Raw genomic sequence first — 21641 nt, 5'->3', positions numbered from 1 at the left:
TCCTCAAGGGAGGGGACGTGAATGAATGATCTGATGGTGCAGGTGGACAGACAGATACAGCGTGAGGGCGGTCTGGGAGTGCATTTCCCGGCCGAGATAGAAGCGCGCTTCGAGCACGATATCCATGTCGCGCGCAGTCACAAGCTCGCCTGCATGGGCGCGGTGGCGATCAGTATCTATGTGCTGTTTCTGCTCAATGACTGGCGCTTTCGCCCAGACCACATGCTGGAGGCCATCGTCATTCGCGTCGGGGTCATGACGCCCATCGCCTTGATCTGCATCTACCTGCTCAAGCGGGGTGTCTCGCCGGTATTGCGTGAGATGTTGATGACTGCGCTGGTGTGCTTCGCGATGATCTTCACCGCCCTGTTGATCCAGTTGTCAGTCTCGCCACATTCCTTCCTCGATCTGTTCGCACTTGGCCTTATCGTGCTGGTGGGCAATGTCCTGTTTCAGCTGCGCTTCTGGTATGCCCTGTGCTCTTCGGCCTTCCATTTCGGCGTGATGCTGTATCTGGTCAATGCCCATCCTGCGCCCTATGCCTCGGCGGGTTTCATGGCGTTGATGGTGTTTTTGTCCATCACGCTGTTTTCGATCATTTCCAATCTGCGCAGCGAAAAGGCCGAGCGCCTTTCCTACCTGCTGTTGCTGCGTGAGCAGCTCAGGGTCGAGGAGTTCACCGAGAAGAATGAAGAGTTCCGACGCCTGGCCTCGATCGACCCATTGACCGAAGTCTATAACCGGCGTCACTTCGACAGTCTCGTGAGTTCGCTGCTCGGAAAGCAGGTTGACAGCCGTCTTCAATACGGCGTGGCCATGATCGATGTCGACCATTTCAAGTCCTACAACGACCACTATGGTCACGTGAAAGGGGACCTATGTCTCAAGCGTATCGCGACGGCCATCTTCGAAAGTGTGCACCCTGATGTCGATATCGTGGCGCGCTTCGGGGGAGAAGAGTTTGTGGTGCTGCTGCCATCCAGTTCATCGCAACAAGCATTAGCGCGCGCAGAAGAGATTCGCCGCCATGTTCGCGACCTGGCGCTACCGCATGCGGGAAGTTCACGCCATGGTATTGTCACCATCAGTATCGGGGTCTCTGCTGCAGGCACCGGCCAGGGTTGCAGCTTCGAGACCATTCTCAAGCAGGCGGATGAGGCGCTTTATCGCGCCAAGGCCTCGGGACGAGATCGCTGCGAGCTGTTTGCTCAGCAGGATCCGCAAGCGCTGGGCCGAGCCTTCGCCGGCTAGCGTCGCTTAGGCCGTTCTCGGGTTTCAACCCCGTGCCACTTACCTCAAGTGCCTGACACGGGTAAGGTTGAGGTAAATGGCCGCAAGTTGATGAAATTTGCTACATGTCTGAACCGCCACCCGAACCAGTTGAATCCTCTGAACTGTCAGCACGGTCTGAATTGTCAAAACCGTCTGAACACTCTGAACGGCCCTCGCAATCCCGCATGCTTCCTCTAGCGACGGCGCCGGAGCCTCTCTCTGCGCCGTATCCGCGCCCGGATTCACCGCCGCTGCTGGCGCCGGGGGCCGCCGAGCACACGCTGAATGTCTGGTTGGTGCCGCGCTTCTCGATGTTGACGTTGTTCTGCCTGCTGGAACCGCTACGGGTCGCCAATCGCTTTGGACGGCCGCTGTTCGCCTGGCGCCTGTTGTCCAGTGATGGCGAGGCTGTCGTGGCCAGCAATGGCGTGCGCATCGACGTCGATGGCGCCTTGTCGTCTCTAGTCGATGAGCCGTCGTCGGGTGGCCAGAGTGGGGCGCAAACGCGCCTGATGGTGGTGTCATCCTACGGACCGGAAGTCAGCGTCGGCAGCCTGGCGCGTGGCGTGATTCGTCATCTGGCAGCCCATGGCGCCTGGCTGGGAGGCTTGGATACCGCCCCCTTCATTCTGGCGCGCGCCGGGGTGCTCGCCGGTCATCGGGTCGCCCTGCACTGGGAGAGCGTGCCGGCCTTTCGCGAGGAATTTCCTCAACTCGAGATCAGTCAGGCCGACTATGAATGGCAGGGCGAGCGGCTGACGGGCTCTGGCGGCGCGGCCAGTATCGACATGATGCTGGCGTGGATCGAGTTTCTGTACGGGCCGTCGCTGGCGGACGCCGTCGGGCGGCAGCTGGTGCATCAGCGCGGGCATCTGGCGTCGCCTGCTGCTGTCAGTACTCGAGACGATTCGCTGCCACGCAGTGTGGTCAAGGCGCTGGCCGTGATGGAGGCCAATCTTGCCCAGGTGCTGACGATCCCCGACATCTGCCGTCTGGTCGGCCAATCCCAGCGCCAGTTGACGCGTCTGTTCATGGCGCATTTTGAGGAAACGCCCAAGCAGCGCTATCTCGGCATGCGCCTGGATCATGCGCGGTGCGTATTGGCCGACAGCAGTCGCAGCGTTTCCCAGGCGGCTCTCGGCGTCGGATTCACGCATCTGGCGCACTTCTCGCGTGCCTATCGTCAGCGATTCGGTGAGCCGCCCAGCGCGACCGCCCGCCGTGGTCAGGCCACGCCCTGAGGCGGTTCATCATCCTGCGCTCTCTGAAGGTGGCGCGGATGATGTCGAGGGCGCAAAAAAAGCCGCAAAAGGGAGTATGATCGCGCCGCTGCGCCGAAACGCCATCGCAGCAGACGACTTGGCAGAGAGTGCCATCACGGTTCGCGACAAGCATACACGCCATTGTTTCATGCGCCCGCCAGCGCACTGCAGGAGGCTTCACGAGAATGAACTGGATAACCTGGCTCGACCTGGCCGGTGTGATGATCTTTGCCCTGACCGGTGTCGTCGTGGCGTGCCGTTCACGCATGGACCCGATCGGCATGCTGGTGCTGGGCGCCGTGACTGGTATCGGCGGCGGTACGCTGCGTGATCTCGTGCTGGGAATCGGCCCGGTGTTCTGGGTCGAGCAGCCGATCTATCTGTGGGTCATCCTGTTGACGGTAATGGTGGCGACGCTGGGCTTTCATTATATCCACCGCCTGACGCGGGTTTTCCTGCCGGTGACTGATGCCTTCGGGTTGGCGCTGTTTACGGTGTTGGGCGCACACAAGGCGCGCATGCTGGGCGTGGATGGCATCGTGGCCGTCTTGATGGGCACCATGAGCGGCGTGGCGGGTGGCATGATCCGCGATGTGCTCGCGCGCCGTGTGCCGATGGTGTTGCGTCAGGAAATCTACGCCTCGGCGTCGCTGGCGGGTGGCATTCTCTATATCGCGCTTCTCGAGGCGGGCGTTGGCCTGGCGTGGGCCACTGGCGCTGCCATCTTGCTGATACTGGCGATTCGCCTGCCGGCGATCTATTGGCATCTGACCTTGCCGACCTTTGCCTGGGTGATCATTCCGCCGCCTCCGCTGGCTTCGCAAGTCAACGGCCAGAGGCATGATCAGGATCCGTCGGAGGCAGCGGGCACGGGCGGGGAGAGTCGCGAGGGTGCGCACGCCGCGCCAGATGGCAGGCCTCGTCAGCGCTCGGAATTCGCGACGACGCTGGGCGGCTCGATCGGCGCCAGTGATGTCTCGCCCTCGGGTCAGCTGGAGACACCGCCGGCGCCTCCGGCATTGCCGCGGCGCACCCCCAAGGCACGCGTCAGGATGTTGCGCCCCGGCGAACGCCGCCGTGGTGGGCTCTAGGCGACATCCTTTTGCTGAGTGATTTGATCGGCAAGCCATATTGCAGAAGCGATCATGATGCGGATGATTATTGTGATTTCTGCAAAGATGCATGGGACCATGCATCTTGCACTTTCAAGGAGATCGCAGCATGCGCAGCCGTTCGGATGACCTCGAGTTGCTACTGGCCGTGGTGGATAGCGGGGGCTTCAGCGCCGCCGCCAATCGGTTGAACATTCCGGTGGCCAAGGTATCGCGGGCCATCCAGCGCCTGGAAGGTGAGCTGGAAACGCCGCTACTGAACCGCACTACACGCAGCGTGGCGCTGACCGATGAGGGGCGCGGCTTCGTCGAACGCGTGCGCGAGGGCTTGTTGCTGCTCGGCAGTGCCGAAGAGGCTCTGTTGCAGCAGCGCGATCAGCCCAGTGGCCGGCTGCGCGTCGATGCCGCGAGCCCCTTCGTGCTGCATCAGCTGGTGCCGCTGGTCGCGGAGTTCTCACGCAGCTATCCCGGCATCGCGCTGGAGCTGTCAGCGGCCGATGACATCATCAACCTGCTGGAACAGCGTACCGATGTGGCCATCCGCATCGGCGAGCTGGATGATTCCACGCTGCACGCCAAGGTGCTGGGGCGCTCCACGCTGCATCTGGTCGCAAGCCCTGCCTATCTGGCCGAGCATGGCGTGCCGTCCAGTGTCGCGGCGCTGCAGACCCATCAGCTGCTGGGGTTCCTGCCCCCCAGTCGTCTCAATCGCTGGCCGCTCAAGGGTTCCGCACAGGGCTTTGACACGACACCTCATCTGCCGACCACCAGTGGCGAAGTCATGCGTCAGCTGTGCCTGGCGGGGCATGGTATCGCGCTGATCTCGCGCTTCATGCTGGGCAATGACCTCAAGACCGGCGCTCTGGTGGAAGTGTTGCCCGGCCAGATCCAGAGTCCCAACCCCCGCGAGCAGATCCAGGCGGTCTATTACCGCAACAGTACGCTGTCGCCGCGCATCAGCGCCTTCGTCGAGTTTCTCGCCACCCGCCTGACGCTGTGAGTGGCTGATGTCTGGCGCCCCAGACTTGTCCTGACAACAGCGCGTAAAGTGGCGCGGATATGTCCTGGCGCAGAGTGTTAACGATTATCCCGCACCTGAAGCATGGCAGTGGAGTCGGGCTGATTTAAATAAACTTTATAATCTCTTGATGAAAACTGTTTATTGACGCATGTTGCATGGCGTATTTACGGGCAATAGCGATATATTGGGCTGACAAGGATGTAATCAGCGCTTCAGGGACGAGCAGATGATAGCCAAGGAAAAAGAGGTCTACAGTGGCGACGATGAGCGCGCCAGGTATGGTCACCGCCAGGAAGAGGATGTGGCCTTCCATCTACGGCGTGCCTTCGGGGACGACCCCGAGGTCGTGATCTTCAATGATCTGCGACTGAAACATGGTGAGGAGAATGCCCAGATCGATCATCTGGTCATGCATCCCTTCGGCTTCATCATCATCGAGTCGAAAAGCATCACTGGTGAAGTCAGGGTCAATGCGGCAGGTGAATGGCAGCGCAGCTATCGAGGCAATTGGTCTGGGCTCAAGTCACCACTGCGTCAGGCGGAATTGCAGCAGGATATTCTCAAGCGCCTGTTGATCGAGCATCGCACTCGTTTGATGAACAAGACCCTGGGGCTGCAAGGCGGCTTTGCCGGTCGACAATGGAAAGTGCTGTGCGCCGTCTCGAGCAATGCCATTGTGCACCGTGACGATATGGCCAAGGGGGTCTCGGCTCAGGTGGTGAAGCCGGAGTTTCTCCACGAGCAGGTCAGTGGCCTGATCGGGGCGCGGTCGATGGTCAAGCGTGCCTTGCTGTTCGATACGCGTCCGGAGTTCACCAAGGATGAGCTTGAGCGTGTCAGCGAGTTCCTGCTCAAGCAGGACGCCCGTTCGCGTCGCGCGCATGTCGTCGAGAGCGTCCGTCGCGAGGTGAGTCGTCGCCCGCCGCCGGCAGCGAAGACGCCTGATGCCGCTGACAGTGCTGCGAGTCGATGGGCGGTCAATGAGGGTGGTATCCGCGAATCTGCCAGCAAAGTCCTCGCCAACAAAGACCTCGCTAACAAAGACCTCGGTAGCAAAAATCTCGTTAACAATGGCGCGGGCTACAGTGCTCATGGCGGCAATGGCATTGGCGACAATGCGCCTGGCAGCAATGGGCGTGGCGAACAGGAGCGCGGCAGCCAGGGGCGCTGTAATAAGAAGCCGCGCGCCATGGCCAGGCAGGGAGGCGATTCGAGTGCAGCGGCAGTTGCCATCCCCGCCGCCGAGGCAGTCAATGAGGCGAAGGCAAGCGCCGAGAGCGTCGCCAAGCCCAAAGCTGAAACCAGAGCCGAAACACCAGTGCTGCCGACCGAGGCACTTGTCGGGTCGCCAGTGCCTGAAGCATGTCTGGCCTCGCCACAGTTGAGCGAGCACCTCGACAGAATCACCGCACGCCTGAAGGCTTCCGCCACCACGCAAGCGCCACAGGAAGTGCGAGTCCAGTGCCAGAAATGTCAGGAAAAAGATGCACTGCTGGGGCGTTACGGCCCCTACGGCTATTACGTCAAATGTCAGGTCTGCAACGCCAACACATCACTCAAGCAGGGCTGTCCGGCCTGCGAGCATCACAGCGTACGCCTGAGCAAGTCCGGGGCGGTCTACTCGGGGCATTGCCCGCAATGTGAGCATGAGTTCGTGATATTCCGACAGCCCGACTGATGTGGTGCCTTGCAGAAAGACAACGCCCGCATTCCTGACCAAGGAATGCGGGCGTTGTCTTTCAGAGGGTCGACGCGACCGACCTCTCTATTGCCGATTCAATTATCGACTCAATTGTCGACGGGCCAGACCTTGAAGATACGGTACGGCGCCTGGCCGCTTTCCTTGCCGTCATTGAAGGACGGCGTGCTGTCGAGCTGATTGACGGTGACATAGAGCCAGCCGTCGGCCGCCATGCGCACGCCATCCGGCCAGTCGAGACGCTCATCGCGCACCAGCGGCGTCAGTTTGCCATCGGCGCCCAATACATCCAGCCCGTGCTGATTGAGGTTGGTGAAGTAGTGAGTGCCACCGGCGGTGTCCGCACCATCGGAAACGGGCTTGTCGCCGACGCGCGTGATGGCAGCGGCGATGGTGGCGTGATCGGCGCCTTCGCGCAGCAGTCTGGCCGGTACGCTGTACCAGCTGTGGCCGGTCATGGCGCCGAAGAAGACCGTCTCGCCATCGCCGGACAGGGTGATCGGGTCGACGCCGACCTGGGCAGGCTTGCCATTGAACTGGACGGCCTTGCCATCGATCTTGAGCTTGGCACCAGGTTCTGCCTCAAGCGCCGGGTGCTCGCTGAAGCGGGTGGCCTCTCCGCTCTCTAGGTCGACGGTGATCAAGCCCGGATTGGCGATGTCTGCCAGATAGGCCACGCCGCGGCTGCGGTCCACTGCCAGGTCCTGCACGAAGCTGCCCTCGGGGGCGATATTCGCCGGCAGAGTCAGCTTGGTGATCAGCTTGCCCGAGGCAATATCGAAGCCCCACAGGCGGGTCTTGCCCAGATGCAGCCCCATGTCGGTGATCCAAAGACCGCCCTGGCCATCCTGATAGATGCCCAGCGGGGAATCGATGGTGGCATCGCTGTAGCGGCCGGCATGCGTCTGCAAGGCGGGGGAGGGCCAGGCGCGATAGCTGTTCTGGCCGGTGATCTCGACCAGCTGCACGTCGTGATCCCCATCCATCGGGTGGATGGTGGCGAAGACCTGTCCATTGGGCGTCACCGCCACATTACCGGGGCGAATCTGCATGACGGCGACAGAGCGCATTTCACCGTAGGCAGGCCCGGCCTTGAGCGCTGAGGTGGTGGCCGGCAGGGTCGTATGGCCGTTGGCGCAGCCCGTCAGCAGGCCGGTAAGCAGGGCGACCATGCCCAGATTTCGGGTCGAACGGACGGGGTCAGGCATCAATGTTTCCTTGTCGTGGTAATGCTGGTGTTACTGTCGCGGTCAGCGATATCTTGAAGGCAGGAATTTCTCTATGACGATAATTGCCTGAAAAATCATGGGCATAGAGTAACCTAAAGCACCGTGCAGACCAAAAAAACGCCCTCATGGAGGGCGTTTTTATTGCAGCGTCAGGGCCTTGCGGCCAGCGGCCGATTCGATCAGGCGTGACGCGAGATCATGGCGTCGAAGTTTTCCTTCGGCTGGACGCCGGTCAGGGCTTCGAGCTTCTCGCCGGACTTGAACAGCGCGATGGTCGGCAGGCCACGGACGCCATTCTGGGCGGCGAGGTCCGGTGCATCATCGACATTGATGGCAACAACCTTGAGGGCATCGCCCTGTTCTTCGGCGATGGATTCGACGATCGGGTCGAGCATCTTGCACGGGCCGCACCACGGTGCCCAGAACTTGACCAGCACCGGCTGCTCGCTCTCGATGACTTCCTGGGTGTAGTTGCTATCGACGACTTGTGCGAAATCCGCCATTTGTCTCTCCTGTGCATCACGAGGGATGCGTGATTCAAAAGGGCACTTGGTGTGCTTGATGGGCACACACTAACGCCGCTCGACTTTTGTTCGCAAGCGCATTCGCTTTTGAGGCCAGGCAACATATGCGTGCCGTTTGCGCAACAGTGGCGATGGTGTGACCGGCTACCCGCTGGTACATCGAGCCAAGCGACACTCTGATCGCGCTTTATTTGTCCTCCATTCCCCCCTCCACTCGATCTCCATCGCTGCCATCGATTCAGGCGCCGGCTGTCATCCAACTGTCATGCATGTGTCACTTGATATATGGAAAAACACATATATGATATTTCGTATGTCTCCGCGCTTCAGCCGGCTGGCAGGCAACCTGCCTCGCCATGCGTCAGGTGCCGGTGAGAGGGGGGCGGGAGAGGGAATCGGGTGGGGGAATCGAGAGGGGAGCAAGGTGGCTCAGGCATACGCGAGGACATCGCCATGAAACAGTCAACCAATGACGTTATTGATGGAGTGGGAGACATGGCGGCCTGCCTGACACCGTTGCAGGTCTTCAAGTGCCTTGCCGAGGACACTCGCCTGACCGTCGTGCAGCTGTTGGCCCAGATGGAAGAGTTGTGTGTCTGTGAGCTTATCTGGCTGCTGGAGCAGCGTGCCATGCCCATCTCCCAACCCAAGGTCTCGCGGCATCTCGCCCAGCTGAGAGATGCTGGCCTGCTGACCAGCCAGCGGCGTGGCCAGTGGGTGCACTACCGCCTGGCACCTGATCTGCCGGCCTGGTGCCATCAGATTCTCGAGACTCTCTGTCAGGCCAACGCCCGCGAGGTGTCGCGCTGGGTGGCGTGGCTGGAGACGATGCCCAACCGCCCTGTGCGCTGCTGCTGAGCGCACAGGCCGTAGAACGTTAGCCGAATCTTTTCGAACACTCTCAAGGAAATGCCCATGTGTCCTGCTCATAGCGCTCCGTCCTATTCCTCGTCCATCAGCGTGCCGGAGGGCATGCCGGCCCTGCGCGTCGGTATCAACGGCTTCGGGCGCATCGGTCGTCTCGCCTTGCGCGCGCTGTGGAAGCTGCGCGAGGATATCGCGCTGGACGTGGTGCGCATCAATGACCCGGGTGGCGATGCCGCGACCTTCGCCCATCTACTGGAATTCGATTCCGTGCATGGCCAGTGGTCGCCGGGCGCCGGTATCACCAGCGACGCGGATTCCATCACCCTCGATGGTCAGCGCACGGCATTCTCAAGCCAGCGTGAGATCGGTGACACCGACTGGTCGGGCTGCGATGTGGTGATCGAGGCCTCCGGCAAGAAGAAGAGCACCGAGGTGCTGAACGCCTATCTCGAGCAGGGCGTCGCGCGGGTCGTGGTCTCCGCGCCGGTCAAGGAAGAGGGCGTGCTCAACATCGTCATGGGCGTCAACGACCACCTCTACAACGCCGAACAGCATCGCATCGTGACGGCGGCCAGCTGCACCACCAACTGCCTGGCACCGGTGATCAAGGTGATTCAGGAGCAGTTCGGCATTCGTCATGGCTCCATGACCACCGTGCACGACATCACCAATACCCAGACGATTCTGGATGCGCCGCACAAGGACCTGCGCCGCGCGCGCGCCTGCGGCATGAGCCTGATTCCGACGACCACCGGCTCCGCCAAGGCGATCAGCGCCATCTTCCCGGAGCTGGAAGGCCGCTTGAACGGCCACGCCATTCGTGTGCCGCTGGCCAATGCCTCCCTGACCGACATGGTGTTCGAGCTCAACCGCGAAGTGACGATGGAAGAGGTCAATCAGGCGCTGCAGAGCGCGGCGGAAGGTGAACTGGCCGGCGTGCTGGGCTACGAGACACGCCCGCTGGTGTCGATCGATTTCCGTACCGATTCCCGCTCCAGCATCATCGATGCGCCCTCGACCATGGTCGTCGCGGGTACCCAGCTTAAGCTGTACGCCTGGTATGACAACGAGTGGGGCTATGCCAACCGCACCGCAGAGCTGGCGCTGAAAGTGGGCCTGGGTGATCTGGCCGACGCCAGCACACGGGAGCGCTGAAATGCTTGCCCGCCTGCGAGAGCTGCCCCATGAGGTGCGCCAGTACCTGCTGGTGACGGGGAATTACTGGGCCTTCACGCTGACGGATGGCGCACTGCGCATGCTGGTGGTGCTGCATTTCCATTCGCTGGGCTATTCGGCGCTGGATATCGCGCTGCTGTTCCTGTTCTACGAAGCCTTCGGTGTCGTCACCAACCTCGTCGGCGGCTGGCTGGGGGCGCGGCTCGGCCTCAATCGCACCATGAATGCCGGGCTTGCGATGCAGCTGGTGGCGCTCGGCATGCTGTTGGTGCCGGAGTCCATGCTGACGGTGGTCTGGGTGATGATCGCCCAGGCGCTGTCGGGCATCGCCAAGGACCTCAACAAGATGAGCGCCAAGAGCGCCATCAAGGTGCTGGTGCCGAAGGGGCAGCAGGCGGCGCAGTCGCAGAGCGCACTGTATCGCTGGGTCGCGCTGCTGACCGGCTCCAAGAATGCCCTCAAGGGTCTGGGCTTCTTCCTCGGTGGCGCGGCGCTCAGTCTCATCGGCTTCCAGGGCACGGTATTGGCCATGTGGCTCATGCTGGCCGTGGTGCTGGTGCTGTCACTGCGCAAGCTCTCGGCATCGCTGGGGCAGAGCAAGGCCAGCCGCAAGCCGGCGTTTCGTGAGATGTTCTCGACCTCGCGGGCGGTCAATGTGCTGTCGGCGGCGCGCATGTGCCTGTTCGCGGCACGTGATGTCTGGTTCGTGGTCGCCTTACCGGTCTATCTGGCCGAGGTACATGGCTGGAACTTCTGGACGGTCGGTATCCTGATGGCCGCGTGGGTGATCGGTTATGGCGGGGTGCAGACCCAGGCCCCGCACATTACCGGGCCGATCGCGCGTCGCTTGAGCGGTGATGCGGGCGTGCGCTGGATGACCGTGCTGCTGGCCGGCGTGCTGGCGTTGTTGCCCGCGCTGATGGCGAGCATGTTGCTGGACGCGCAGCAGGGTGGCGACAGCAGTGCGGCCATCCTGTTGGGGCTGGCACCCCTTGAGTGGTTGATCATCGGTCTGCTGGTGTTCGGCGTCATCTTCGCCGTCAATTCCAGCTGGCACAGCTACCTGATCGTGCGCTTCGCGCGCAGTGAAGGCGTGTCGATGGATGTCGGCTTCTATTACATGGCCAACGCCATGGGGCGCCTGCTGGGCACGTTGCTGTCCGGTTGGCTCTATCAGGCCTATGGTCTGGAAGCCTGCCTGTGGTGGTCGGCGGCACTGGTGGCGGCGAGCGCGGTGATGGCCATCGCGTTGCCCTCGGACACGCAGCATGCTTCCACTCAGGAGACGTCGGCCAACTAAAGCCTTCACCGGGCACCTGACGCCTAAGCCCTTATGCAGGAAGCCCTCATGCAGGAAGCCCGTCCCAACCATGGGGCGGGCTTCCTGTCATCTGGCGGCGATAGTCTGGTGGGTGATGCAAGGGGTGCGGGGATCAGCTCATTGCGCATTCACCTGATGTCACCGTAGCGTCAGCAAGTGAAAATTCTTTCGTATAGCTCTTGCTAAGCCCCTCGCTGGATTTCTGATCGTTATCCTTTCCTTTCCGCTCCAAGAGAAACGTCATGTCACATCCGGATGAAACTGCAAGTCGTGAGCGCGACCACGTGACGCCTGATGCTCCGCTTGCGAGCGACAAGGCGCGGCGCAGTGAAGTGCTGCGCACCTTCCTCACGCTGGGGCTGACCAGCTTCGGCGGCCCGATTGCCCACCTGGGATACTTCCACGATGAGCTGGTACGCAGGCGAGGCTGGTTGAGTGACAAGCCCTACGCCGAGCTGGTCGCGCTCTGTCAGTTTCTGCCGGGGCCGGCCAGCAGCCAGGTCGGTTTCGCGCTGGGCATGGTGCGTGGCGGTGGCGTGATGGGCGGGATACTGGCGTGGATCGGCTTCACCTTGCCGTCTGCGCTGGCGTTGCTGGTATTGGCACTGGTGGCGGGCAGCCTCGAAGGGCCGCTAGCCTCCGGGGTGATCCACGGCTTGAAGCTGGTGGCGGTGGCCGTCGTCGCCCAGGCGATCTGGGGCATGGCGCGCAAGCTGTGCCCGGACTTGCGGCGTACCTGTCTGGCGCTGTTGGCGATGCTGGGCCTGGCGCTGGCACAGAGCGCCTGGGCGCAGGTCGGGGTGATCGCGATGGGCGCAGTGCTCGGCAGCCTGCTGTGTCGTGATGACAAGGCGGCATCCGGGCGCCAGCAAGCCCAGGCCGCGGGGCTGTCATTGCCGGTCTCGACGCGCCTAGCGCGCTACTGCCTGATCGCGTTCTTCGTGTTGTTGATCGGCCTGCCGTTGGTGGCCTCCGGCAGTCTGGTCGATATCTTCTATCGTACCGGGGCGCTGGTATTCGGGGGCGGGCACGTGGTGCTGCCGCTGCTGGAGGCCTCCACCGTGGAGATGGGCCAGATCGCGGCCGATACCTTCCTCACCGGCTATGGCGCCGCTCAGGCGGTGCCGGGGCCGCTGTTCACCTTTGCCGCCTGGCTGGGGGCCGGCATGGCGCAGGTGGGCGGAGGCTCGGCACTGCTCGGTGCCGTCATTGCGCTGTTGAGCATCTTCCTGCCGGGGATTCTGCTGCTGATCGGTGTGGCGCCTTTGTGGGGGCGTCTGCGCGCCCGCGCCGGGGCGCGCGCTGCGCTCGCCGGTGCCAATGCGGCCGTGGTGGGCGTGCTGGGCATGGCGCTCTATGACCCGATATGGACCACCAGCGTGCTGAGCCGAACGGACCTGGTGATCGCGCTGGCCGCCTTCATCGCTCTGACGCGTTTCTCGCTGGCCCCCTGGAAGCTGGTGCTGGGGATGGTGATCCTCGGCGCGGTGCGTGGCGTGATCTAAGCCCCGACGTCGTATCTGAAAAAGAACGCCCCCGTCTGCTGTTGGCAGGCGGGGGCGTGCTTTTTCTGCCGAGCAACTCATGCAGTGCAACTTCAGGCCGAGTAGCTCGCGGTTGGTGTCACACCAGTGACAGCAGCGCGGTGACCAGCAGCTCGTTGTCGTAGTAGGGCGCGCTCTGCTCGCTGATCAGACGGGTGTCGATCACGGTGATGCCCATGCGCTCGAGCGCCTCGATGCATGGGCCGCCGGGATAGTCACCGCGCTGGCTGTCGAGGAGCACGATGTTGAGCAGGTTCTCGGTGGGGCAGTCTTCCATGCGGCCGGTGAGGTCGGCACACAGGGTGTCGAGCAACACGCTGACCAGCTCATCCATGCGCTTGCCGGTCTGCTCCGGGTCCGGGCAGCAGTTGGGGATGTAGACCTTGGGGCAGGGGTTGGCCAGCACCGCGCGCCCGACGCCCTTGGGCAGCAGATTGGCGAGCACGCTGGAGTAGAAGCTGCCGGGAGGGAAGCAGATCAGCTCGGCCGACTCGATCAACTGGCGATTGTTGGCGTGCAGCTCCGGCACCACGGGCACATGGTGGTCGCCCTCCGTCGCGGCCAGACGCATGCGCGCGATGGGCGAATCGAGGGGGGCGACTTCCTTGCCGGTGATGCGGTGCTGGCCGATGATCTCGCGACCATCTTGCAGCGTCACCGCTAGATGGCAATCGGCATTGACCACGGCGCGCACCGTGCCGCGTACATGTACCAGCTTGGAGAACAGGAAGATGATCTGATCCAGCTGCTGGTGATGGTTCAGATAGCCACCGGCAATGATCAGATTGCCGATGCTGGCGCCGCGCAGATCGAAGCCTTCCGGCATGGCGTCGATGAGAAAGCCCAGCTGATGGCAGATCAGGGTGCGCATCGGTTCCGCGACCGCCATGGTCAACGGATGACGTCCGGCCGCCAGCTCGCGCAGCGTGGCATGTAACATCTCCGGGCGCGCTTCACGTGGCAGGCGGTGGGTAAACAGGCGATAGATGTCGGGATGGCCCAGGACGCTGTCATCGGCCAGCGCCATCAGGCGTGAACGCAGATCGCCGATGGCGGGCATCGAGAAGGCGTCGCGCAGTTTGGCCGAGCTGCCACCGGAGTCGAACGGCGTCACCAGATGGATGCTGTGGTGGGTATAGCGGGTCAGGGTGCGTGAGGCCCCGGTCAGCGCGGTACCGCCACTGAAGAACAGCACGCGTGGGCCGACTTCGGGGGCTTTCAGATAGCGCCTGACGCGCATGGGATCGGGTACACGTGCGGTCCGACTGACCCTGACCTTGGCCATTGCATGGCTTCCTTTATGCTTGCATTTTTGGCATAGAGTGCCTTTTTTTACGCCCAGCGTCGCCTATTATGCACTTTCTCTCAATTCCAGCGCAGGGACTCTCGACTCTAGTCCAGTCTCTCGATCCCAGCCCAGCGTTTCTTGTTGCCAACCTGGTTTCCTTCATTGCCAACGTAGTGTCTGCCAGGCGCGCTGTTGCGCCAGGCTGGCGAGGGTCGGGTCCGGGTGGACGGCGAAGGGGTGATCGACGAACTCCAGCAAGGCCAGATCATTGCGTGAATCCGAATAGCCCCAGCTGGGCACCCCGGCGCTGTGGCCTGCATGTTGCTGTTGCCATGCCTTGAGTGCCGCGAGCTTGCCCTCGCGGAAGGTGCGAATGCCACGGGCCCGCCCGTTGTAGCAGCCTTGCTCGGTCTCAAGGGCCGTGGCCAGGGCCGCGTCCAGCGCCAGACGTTCGGCGAGGGGGGCGACCAGGTGCGCCGTCGAGGCCGAGATGATCACGACCTGATGATTCTGCGCGCGGTGCCAGTGAATTCGCTCCAGCCCCTCACGATACAGGCGCGGCATCAGCTCGGCATCGAGAAAGCGTGCCACCTCGGCATCGACCTCACTGACGGCGCGCCCTGCCAGCGGGGCCAGCAGGTGGGTCAGGTGGGTCTCCATGTCGAGCTCACCGGCCGCGTAGTCCAGCATCTGTTGTGCCCAGATCGCGCGATATTCCTCGCCATCGGCGATCCAGCCCTTTGCGATCAACCAGTCGGTCCAAAGCCCCGTGGCATCGCCCTCGAGCAAGGTGTCGTCGAGATCGAAGATGGCAAGTCCTGTGATGTCATCCATGGGGCACCTGCGACATGGCGGCGGTCTCGTTACCGCCCAGCGCCTGAACCTCATCCAGATCGGCGTGCAGCATCACGCGCAGATGGCGCGGCAATAACTGCCGAGCGCTGCGATTGAGGACATCGACATTCAGGCGCAGTCCCTGACAGTCCACCTCGTAACGCACGATATTGCCGAGCAGCTGGTGGCGACGAATCACGCCCGGGCAGCCGGGGCCGGCATTGTCCGGCAAGGGCTGGGTCGGGAAGTTGGCATATTCATCCTGCTGTCCCTGGGGGCTGGTGTCCGGTTGCAGATACAGCGCTTCCGGACGCAGTGCCACGCGCGGGCTGTCGCTTTCATAGCCGAGCAGCGGGCGCGCCAGCTCGCGACCGATCAGATTGTAATGCCCCATGAAGCCTGCCGCCGTGGCATCCACCGGCCGCGTATACAGCGACTCGGCATTGCCCTGTTGCAGGATGCGCCCCTGATGCATCAGGAAGATGCGGTCCGACAGCAGCAGTGCCTCTTCCTGATCGTGGGTTACGAACAGGGTGGTCAGGCCGAGGCTCTTCTGGATGTCACGGATCTGATCACGCAGATGGCGGCGGATACGTGCATCGAGTGCCGACAGCGGCTCATCCAGCAGCAGGATCTGCGGCTCGACCACCAGCGCGCGTGCCAGCGCCACACGCTGACGCTGACCGCCAGACAACTGGTGCGGGAAACGCTGCGCCTGATCGGTCAGCTCCACCAGTCTGAGCACCTCGCTGACACGCCGCTCGCGCTCTTCCGGGCGCACCTTCTTCATGCGCAGCCCGAAGGCCACGTTCTCCGCCACGCGCATGTTGGGGAACAGCGCATAGTGCTGGAAGACCATGCCGATGCCGCGACGCTGCGGCGGCAGCGACGTGATGTCGTGACCATCGACGATGATCTGGCCGGCATCGACATCATTGAGGCCGGCGATGGCGCGCAGCAGGGTCGACTTGCCGCAGCCGGAGGGGCCGAGCAAGGTGATGAATTCCCCGCGCGCGATCTCGGCCTCTATCTCGGCGAACACCTGGGTCTTGCCGAAGCTCTTGGCCAGGCCATTGAGCTTAAGGTAGTGCTGGTCGGCGGCGCGTTCGCGCAGGGCGCTGGTCAGAAGGCCGCCGGCGCTCTGGCTATCGAAAGTGGTGGCGGTGTCGATGGCAAGCATCAGCGGTCCCCTCGGGGTGCGGAGTCTGACGACTGGTGGTGAGTGTGGCGCGGCTCAGGGTCGGCGCTCGGCAGTGGGCCGGGCAAGCCGTCGGTCATGGTGGTGGCCAGCGCCTCGTCGGGGTCATCCGCGGGCATCTCCTGCTCGGCGGGCTGACGATTGCCGAGCCAGGTCAGGATCAGGGTGAACACGAACAGGGTGATGACCAGGGCGCTGGTGAAGTGGCCGCTGGCGCCGCGGATATTGTTCAGATAGACCTGCAGGGTCTCGAAGCGCGTGCCGACCAGCATGTTGGCAAACACGAATTCGCCGGCCAGGAACGAGAAGGCCAGGAAGACGGCAATCTGGATGCCGACGCGGATATTGGGCAGTACGACCAGGAAGAACGCCTTGAGCGGACTTGCCCCCAGCAGTTGAGCGGCCTCCATCAGGGACGCCACGTCCAGCGCACGCAGGCTGTTGGCCAGAGCGCGGTACATGAAGGGCAGCACGATGGTGAAGTAGGTGGGGATCAGGATCCACGGCGTGCCGACGATGGCCAGCGGGCCGCCCGCGTAGAGCTGCAGCAGGCCGACCGATGACACGATGGGTGGCACGGCGAAGGGCAGCAGGATCAGCCCATTCATCACGCTGTCCAGGCGCGGATAGCGTGTGTGGGCGAGAAATACCACCGGTACGATCAGCAGCAACGACAGTGCCAGCGCGCCGACGGCGACCAGCAGCGAGCGCCCGAACGCCGCCAGAAAACGCGGCGTGGTCCAGAGTTCCAGAAACCATTTCACGGTCAGGGCGTCGGGAGTCAGGCTGGCGCCCCAGCGTGTCGCCAGGGCGTAGAACAGCGTCGCGATCAGTGGCAGTGCCAGCAGTGCGAAGACACTGGTGACGATGAAGGTATAGACATTCACGCGGCGCAGGCGCGCCATCAGGCTGGGCAGCAAGGGCTTGCCGTGGCGATAGGGCAGTTCAGCGGGAAGTGACATGGTAGCTCCTGCGCATGAGCCATTGCTGAATCAGCGTGACGATGACGAGAATGACGACCAGCACCAGGGCCAGTGCACTGGCCAGTTCTGGCTGCAGGAACAGGTCTCCGGAGACCAGATTGGCGATGCGGATGGTCATCAGGTTGTAGCTGGTATTCACCAGCGCATAGACGGTGGCGTAGGCGCCCATGGCATTGGCGAACAGCACGGTGAGCGTACCTGCCAGTGACGGCCACAGCACCGGCAGACCGATGTGCTGCCAGTAGGCGAGGCGATTGGCGCCCAGCAGGCTGGCGGCTTCTCGCCATTCCGTCTTCAGGGTGCTGAAGGCGGGGTACAGCAACAGGATGCCCAGCGGAATCTGGAACCAGGTGTAGATGACGATCAGGCCGGTGCGCGAGTAGAGATTGAAGTCCTCGAGCAGGCCGAAGCGCTCCAGCATCAGGGTCAGCATGCCGTTGGCGCCCATCAGGATGATGAAGGCGAAGGCCAGCGGGACACCGGCGAAGTTGCTGGTCATGTTGGTGAAGGCGATCATCATGCGCGTCAGGCGCGGGCCGCAGCGGTGCATGCTGTGACAGGTCACGGCGGCGATCGCCAGTCCCAGCACGCTGGACATGAAGGAGATCTCGAGGCTGCGCCAGATGGCCTGGCGGAAGAAGGCCGAGGAGGCGATCTCGTGAAAGTTGGCCAGCCCCCAGCCAGTAGTGGTCTTGAAGGCGCTGATCATCACCCACACCAGCGGCGCGATCTGGAAGGCGCCGAAGATCAGCGCAAACGGCAGCAGCCACATGACGGGGCTGGTCAGGCGACGCTTCAATGCGGCAGACATCACTTGAGGCCTCGCGTGGCAGCATGGCTCGCCAGCAGCGACGGATTGCTCGCCTTGCTGTGCTCAAGCCCCAGCAGTGTGGCCAGGGTGCCGCAGAGTTCGCGTTGCTTGAGGTCCGTCGCGGCGCCGTTGGCGAAGGCGTTGCCGAAGGTCCACAGCGGCACGCGACGCTCCTCTTCCAGCAGGCCGGAGTGTGAGCGGTCGGCATTCATGCCGTGATCGGCGGTGACCATCACCTGATAGCCGGCTTCCAGCCATGCCGGCAGGTAGTCGGCCAGGGCGACGTCGGCATGCCGTGCGGCATTGCGATACTGCGGTGTATCGCCGCCATGACGATGGCCGGCATCGTCGATGTTCATGCTATGCACCAGCAGGAAATCCGGGTCGTGACGCAGGCGCAGCATTTCGGCGTCACTGAACAGATGGTCATCCGGATAAAGATCCTGCCAGTAGAAGATGCCCGCCTGGATGGCGGATTCCGGATTGTCGAGCCAGCGATGGCGGGCCGGCACGAAGGGGGCCGCGACATAGAGTTCGCTGACCCAATGATAGGCGGCGGCAGCCGTGCGCTTGCCCTGCTGGCTGGCAAGGTCGAACAGGCTGATGCCGCGTGAGCGGCGCACGATGCCGTTGTTGACGATACCTGAGTCGACAGGCAGGTCGCCGGTCAGCAGGCATTCATAGAGCGGGCGCGACATGGCCGGCAGCTCGCAGTCCAGTGATTGATACTGGCCACGGCCGGCCTCGACCAGGGCACTCAGATAGCCCATGGCATGATGACCCACGGCGTGGTTGAGGCCGTCGAGCACGACAAGAATGACACGCTGAGACATGGTGACTCCGTGAAGCTCAAGACGGCACCGCAAAGGCGATGCCGTCTGTCAGGATGGTGCGCGCTCTGCTCGCGTGAAGCAGAGGTCGGGGATCACTGCTGGTGGATCAGTACCTGGGACTGCCACTGACGTGGCAACTGCTTGGCACTGGCTTCCCAGCCTGCGAAGTCCTGGACCGGACGTGCATTGGCGTACTGCTCGTTGGGCAGCAGCTTGGCGGCGATATCCTCAGGCAGGGTGAGGTGCTCGGCGCGGATAGGACGGGCATAGCCCTTGGCCAGGTTCAGCTGACCGGCGTCGGAGAGGATGTACTCACGGGCCAGCTTGGCGGCATTCGGGTGCGCGGCATGCTTGTTGATGATGGTGGCGTAGCCGGAGGTGACAGAGGCATCAGACGGGATGACGACCTCGAAGGTGTCGCGGTTGATCTGATCGCGATAGTTCAGGGCATTGAAGTCCCACAGCAGGGCGACTTCGACTTCGCCTTTCTCCAGGTTGGCGATGCTCGGCTCTGCCAGTGACAGACGGCCCTGGCGCGCCAGTTCCGCGAAGACTTCCAGGCCCGGTGTCAGGTCGGATTCCTTGCCGCCATTGGCGAAGGCGGCGGCGAGAATGGCGTTGTTGGCCTGGGAGGCCTTGCCCACGGCGCCGACGGACACCTTGTAATCACCCTCGGCGAGATCGGCGAAGGAGGTCGGGCGCTCATCTTCGCTGACCAGTGTCTTGTTGATCATGAAGGAAATGGTGCCGGTGTAGCCCAGTACCCAGTGGCCATCCTTGTCTTTGGCCCACTCCGGGATCTGCTCCCAGGTCGTGGTCTTGTAGGCCTGGGTCACGCCTTGCTGCACCGCGATCGGACCGAAGGCGAAGCCCACGTCACCGATATCGGCGGTGGCGTTCTCACCCTCGGCCTTGAACTTGGCGACTTCCTCGGCGGAGCTCATGTCGGTATCGCTATGCGCGATGGAATACTTCGACTCGAGGTCTGCCCAGGTGTCCTTCCAGTTGGCCCAGCTGTCCGGCATGCCGACGCTATCGACACGGCCTTCGGACTGAGCGGCCTCGAGAAGGTCAGCCGGCATGTCGGCGGCACTGACGGAGGCACTGCCCAACAGGGCGGCCATGCAGGTGGAAACCAGCAGACCGGTGGAACGGGATGAGGTAGTGGCAATCGACTTCAAGGAGATTTCCCCAGTAGGTGATGAACAATCGCTGCGCTGAAGGTAAGGCGTGACGGGCATCAGGCACCCTGTCGACACGCTGAGAGCACGTCCGGGTGCTCAGGCCAGTTCTCGGATCATTGATCAGACCAGTGCTCTGCCAAGTGCTCAGGCAAGTGCTGAGACAGCCGAGACTGTGTGGTCTAGTTCAGTTCGAAAGTCGCGATCGACTCTAGCGCTCGCCTGTGACAGTTGCGTGTCGTCAACATGTCGTTGTCATGGCATGGGATGGCGGCTCTGTCTCTGTCTCCTTCATACCTTCTTCGTGCCTTGCCGCGGGCCCCGGTCCTCGCTATCTTCCAGAGCCATAAGTGTGCAAAGCATGGGCGTGCAAGGCATGAGCCAGCGTGTGATGACTGGCCTGTCGTGGCAGCCAGACCTGCGCTGTCACCGAGTTGTCACGCTAATGCCACTATTCTCCTCATGCATGTCTCGACAAGCGTGTCTTGAAAAGTCGCGCTGAGCTTTGCGGGGCATCTGAACTAGGCCACAGAAATCGCTTCTCTCTGACCCTTTCCATCCTGGACGCCCTGGATGTCATGCAAGTGACTCGCCAGAATTTGCTGTCTTTCGTTATCTTTCAGGAACTTCGCATGCTTTCATCTTCTCTCGAGCCCCAGAGTGACGCCGCTTCATCGGCAACTTCTGACACGGATGTCCCCGTGGCAGGGCTCAAGGGCAAGCTGCTGAACCATCTTGAGGCAGCGCCGCTACGCGCTTCACAGCGCCTGCCCTCCGAGCGCGAGATGATCGAACGTTTTGCCACGACGCGGGTCACCCTGCGCGACACCTTGCTGCAGCTGGAGGCGGAGGGGCGTATCTATCGCGAGAATCGGCGGGGCTGGTTCGTCTCGCCGCCACGACTGCGCTATGACTTGCTGGCGTGCCTGCCATTTCGCGACATGGTCGAGTCACAGCAGCGGGTGGCCAGCACCGAGGTACTGGCGGCAGGGGAAGTCGCCGCCAACGCGGTGATCGCGCGGCGGCTGGGGATTGCGGAGGGCTCAGTGGTCTATCGCATCACTCGCGTGCGACGTATCGATGGGCGGCGCGTGCTGCATGTCTGCCATCACCTGCGACGTGACTGCTTCCCGGGCATCCTCGATTTCGACCTCGGAGCCCACTCCCTGACCGACCTCTACCGGCACGAATACGCCATTCGTGTCAGTCGCGTCAGCTTCGAGCTGGCCTCCACGGTGTTTGACGCTGAGGCCGCCGCCGCGCTTAACGCCGCGCAGGGCAGTCCTGCGCAGCGCATCACTCGCATCAACTTCGATCAGAATGGCCGCGCGGTGGACTGCGATGATGAACACTGGCGCCACGACGCCATCGAATTGACGCTGAGTGCCGCACCACAGAGTTAGTTGGCAAGTTCGCGGTAAAGCCTGAATGCCTGGCAAGCTGTTGGTGGCCCAGACGAAAACACCCGCACACCTCTCTGTCAGTG

18 protein-coding genes and 1 pseudogene are annotated in these 21641 nt (G+C 62.6%); 10 read left to right on the top strand and 9 right to left on the bottom strand.

Going from position 1 to position 21641, the window contains the following annotated elements:
* Positions 1-21: 21 nt before the first annotated feature.
* The 5 genes and pseudogenes from CLAM6_RS10075 (at position 22) to CLAM6_RS10055 (ending at position 6345) form a co-directional block, all read left to right on the top strand.
* Positions 22-1251 carry a GGDEF domain-containing protein gene (locus tag CLAM6_RS10075; RefSeq protein ID WP_153635967.1) on the top strand — a complete coding sequence of 410 codons (1230 nt, stop codon included), beginning with the start codon at positions 22-24 and terminating at the stop codon, positions 1249-1251.
* Positions 1252-1457: 206 nt separating this feature from the next.
* Positions 1458-2513, top strand: coding sequence for a GlxA family transcriptional regulator (locus tag CLAM6_RS10070; protein ID WP_153635966.1), 1056 nt, complete (start codon positions 1458-1460; stop codon positions 2511-2513).
* 206 nt (positions 2514-2719) lie between these two features.
* Positions 2720-3340, top strand: a pseudogene (locus tag CLAM6_RS10065) (trimeric intracellular cation channel family protein); the annotation flags it as partial.
* A 415-nt stretch (positions 3341-3755) separates the two neighbouring features.
* Positions 3756-4646 carry a LysR family transcriptional regulator gene (locus CLAM6_RS10060; protein WP_153635964.1) on the top strand — a complete coding sequence of 297 codons (891 nt, stop codon included), beginning with the start codon at positions 3756-3758 and terminating at the stop codon, positions 4644-4646.
* 247 nt (positions 4647-4893) lie between these two features.
* The gene (locus CLAM6_RS10055) at positions 4894-6345 is read left to right on the top strand and encodes a nuclease-related domain-containing protein (protein WP_153635963.1); all 1452 of its coding nucleotides are present in this window, start codon (positions 4894-4896) and stop codon (positions 6343-6345) included.
* A gap of 110 nt (positions 6346-6455) precedes the next feature.
* On the opposite strand, the gene CLAM6_RS10050 is transcribed toward CLAM6_RS10055, so the two are convergent.
* Complete coding sequence (locus tag CLAM6_RS10050) at positions 6456-7574, bottom strand: L-dopachrome tautomerase-related protein (protein WP_153635962.1); 1119 nt, start codon at positions 7572-7574, stop codon at positions 6456-6458.
* A gap of 200 nt (positions 7575-7774) precedes the next feature.
* Positions 7775-8098, bottom strand: coding sequence for a thioredoxin (trxA, locus tag CLAM6_RS10045; RefSeq protein ID WP_054557199.1), 324 nt, complete (start codon positions 8096-8098; stop codon positions 7775-7777).
* Positions 8099-8572: 474 nt separating this feature from the next.
* Between trxA and CLAM6_RS10040 the strand changes: the two genes are divergently transcribed.
* The 4 genes from CLAM6_RS10040 (at position 8573) to chrA (ending at position 12988) form a co-directional block, all read left to right on the top strand.
* Positions 8573-8977: a metalloregulator ArsR/SmtB family transcription factor gene (locus CLAM6_RS10040; protein WP_242007640.1), complete on the top strand. Its 405-nt coding sequence runs from the start codon at positions 8573-8575 to the stop codon at positions 8975-8977.
* Positions 8978-9091: 114 nt separating this feature from the next.
* Positions 9092-10141 carry an ArsJ-associated glyceraldehyde-3-phosphate dehydrogenase gene (locus CLAM6_RS10035; protein WP_153636890.1) on the top strand — a complete coding sequence of 350 codons (1050 nt, stop codon included), beginning with the start codon at positions 9092-9094 and terminating at the stop codon, positions 10139-10141.
* Position 10142: 1 nt separating this feature from the next.
* Positions 10143-11462, top strand: coding sequence for an organoarsenical effux MFS transporter ArsJ (gene arsJ / locus CLAM6_RS10030; RefSeq protein WP_153635961.1), 1320 nt, complete (start codon positions 10143-10145; stop codon positions 11460-11462).
* Between the two features lie 263 nt (positions 11463-11725).
* Positions 11726-12988, top strand: a complete 1263-nt coding sequence (chrA, locus tag CLAM6_RS10025) for a chromate efflux transporter (protein ID WP_153635960.1) — start codon at positions 11726-11728, stop codon at positions 12986-12988.
* Positions 12989-13106: 118 nt separating this feature from the next.
* On the opposite strand, the gene CLAM6_RS10020 is transcribed toward chrA, so the two are convergent.
* The 7 genes from CLAM6_RS10020 to CLAM6_RS09990 form a co-directional block, all read right to left on the bottom strand.
* A complete protein-coding gene (locus CLAM6_RS10020) occupies positions 13107-14312 on the bottom strand; it encodes a GAK system CofD-like protein (RefSeq protein ID WP_153635959.1) in 1206 nt (401 codons plus the stop codon).
* Positions 14313-14474: 162 nt separating this feature from the next.
* Positions 14475-15149, bottom strand: coding sequence for an HAD family hydrolase (locus CLAM6_RS10015; RefSeq protein WP_165873958.1), 675 nt, complete (start codon positions 15147-15149; stop codon positions 14475-14477).
* The gene (locus CLAM6_RS10010; protein ID WP_131432210.1) at positions 15142-16329 is read right to left on the bottom strand and encodes an ABC transporter ATP-binding protein; all 1188 of its coding nucleotides are present in this window, start codon (positions 16327-16329) and stop codon (positions 15142-15144) included. Before CLAM6_RS10010 ends, CLAM6_RS10015 begins: the two co-directional genes overlap by 8 nt.
* On the bottom strand, positions 16329-17309 hold the full coding sequence (locus CLAM6_RS10005; RefSeq protein WP_242007639.1) for an ABC transporter permease: 981 nt from the start codon (positions 17307-17309) through the stop codon (positions 16329-16331). Before CLAM6_RS10005 ends, CLAM6_RS10010 begins: the two co-directional genes overlap by 1 nt.
* The gene (locus tag CLAM6_RS10000) at positions 17293-18141 is read right to left on the bottom strand and encodes an ABC transporter permease (RefSeq protein WP_153635958.1); all 849 of its coding nucleotides are present in this window, start codon (positions 18139-18141) and stop codon (positions 17293-17295) included. Before CLAM6_RS10000 ends, CLAM6_RS10005 begins: the two co-directional genes overlap by 17 nt.
* Complete coding sequence (locus tag CLAM6_RS09995) at positions 18141-18974, bottom strand: alkaline phosphatase family protein (protein ID WP_153635957.1); 834 nt, start codon at positions 18972-18974, stop codon at positions 18141-18143. Before CLAM6_RS09995 ends, CLAM6_RS10000 begins: the two co-directional genes overlap by 1 nt.
* 92 nt (positions 18975-19066) lie before the next feature.
* On the bottom strand, positions 19067-20155 hold the full coding sequence (locus CLAM6_RS09990) for an ABC transporter substrate-binding protein (RefSeq protein WP_225996643.1): 1089 nt from the start codon (positions 20153-20155) through the stop codon (positions 19067-19069).
* Positions 20156-20787: 632 nt separating this feature from the next.
* On the opposite strand from CLAM6_RS09990, the gene CLAM6_RS09985 reads away from it, so the two are divergent.
* Positions 20788-21558, top strand: coding sequence for a UTRA domain-containing protein (locus CLAM6_RS09985; RefSeq protein WP_153635956.1), 771 nt, complete (start codon positions 20788-20790; stop codon positions 21556-21558).
* Positions 21559-21641 lie beyond the last annotated feature (83 nt).

It is taken from the genome of Cobetia sp. AM6, from assembly GCF_009617955.1.
Taxonomy (GTDB): Bacteria; Pseudomonadota; Gammaproteobacteria; order Pseudomonadales; family Halomonadaceae; genus Cobetia; species Cobetia amphilecti.
The sequence above is the reverse complement of the archived record's forward strand: the minus strand, read 5'-3'. Positions and strand labels throughout refer to the sequence as shown.

Bases quoted from the DNA above. Each gene is read 5' to 3' on its own strand.
- CLAM6_RS10075 (WP_153635967.1), top strand. From the start codon at position 22: ATGAATGATCTGATGGTGCAGGTGGACAGACAGATACAGCGTGAGGGC.
- CLAM6_RS10070 (WP_153635966.1), top strand. From the start codon at position 1,458: ATGCTTCCTCTAGCGACGGCGCCGGAGCCTCTCTCTGCGCCGTATCCG.
- CLAM6_RS10060 (WP_153635964.1), top strand. From the start codon at position 3,756: ATGCGCAGCCGTTCGGATGACCTCGAGTTGCTACTGGCCGTGGTGGAT.
- CLAM6_RS10055 (WP_153635963.1), top strand. From the start codon at position 4,894: ATGATAGCCAAGGAAAAAGAGGTCTACAGTGGCGACGATGAGCGCGCC.
- CLAM6_RS10050 (WP_153635962.1), bottom strand. From the start codon at position 7,574: ATGCCTGACCCCGTCCGTTCGACCCGAAATCTGGGCATGGTCGCCCTG.
- trxA (WP_054557199.1), bottom strand. From the start codon at position 8,098: ATGGCGGATTTCGCACAAGTCGTCGATAGCAACTACACCCAGGAAGTC.
- CLAM6_RS10040 (WP_242007640.1), top strand. From the start codon at position 8,573: ATGAAACAGTCAACCAATGACGTTATTGATGGAGTGGGAGACATGGCG.
- CLAM6_RS10035 (WP_153636890.1), top strand. From the start codon at position 9,092: ATGCCGGCCCTGCGCGTCGGTATCAACGGCTTCGGGCGCATCGGTCGT.
- arsJ (WP_153635961.1), top strand. From the start codon at position 10,143: ATGCTTGCCCGCCTGCGAGAGCTGCCCCATGAGGTGCGCCAGTACCTG.
- chrA (WP_153635960.1), top strand. From the start codon at position 11,726: ATGTCACATCCGGATGAAACTGCAAGTCGTGAGCGCGACCACGTGACG.
- CLAM6_RS10020 (WP_153635959.1), bottom strand. From the start codon at position 14,312: ATGGCCAAGGTCAGGGTCAGTCGGACCGCACGTGTACCCGATCCCATG.
- CLAM6_RS10015 (WP_165873958.1), bottom strand. From the start codon at position 15,149: ATGGATGACATCACAGGACTTGCCATCTTCGATCTCGACGACACCTTG.
- CLAM6_RS10010 (WP_131432210.1), bottom strand. From the start codon at position 16,329: ATGCTTGCCATCGACACCGCCACCACTTTCGATAGCCAGAGCGCCGGC.
- CLAM6_RS10005 (WP_242007639.1), bottom strand. From the start codon at position 17,309: ATGTCACTTCCCGCTGAACTGCCCTATCGCCACGGCAAGCCCTTGCTG.
- CLAM6_RS10000 (WP_153635958.1), bottom strand. From the start codon at position 18,141: ATGTCTGCCGCATTGAAGCGTCGCCTGACCAGCCCCGTCATGTGGCTG.
- CLAM6_RS09995 (WP_153635957.1), bottom strand. From the start codon at position 18,974: ATGTCTCAGCGTGTCATTCTTGTCGTGCTCGACGGCCTCAACCACGCC.
- CLAM6_RS09985 (WP_153635956.1), top strand. From the start codon at position 20,788: ATGCTTTCATCTTCTCTCGAGCCCCAGAGTGACGCCGCTTCATCGGCA.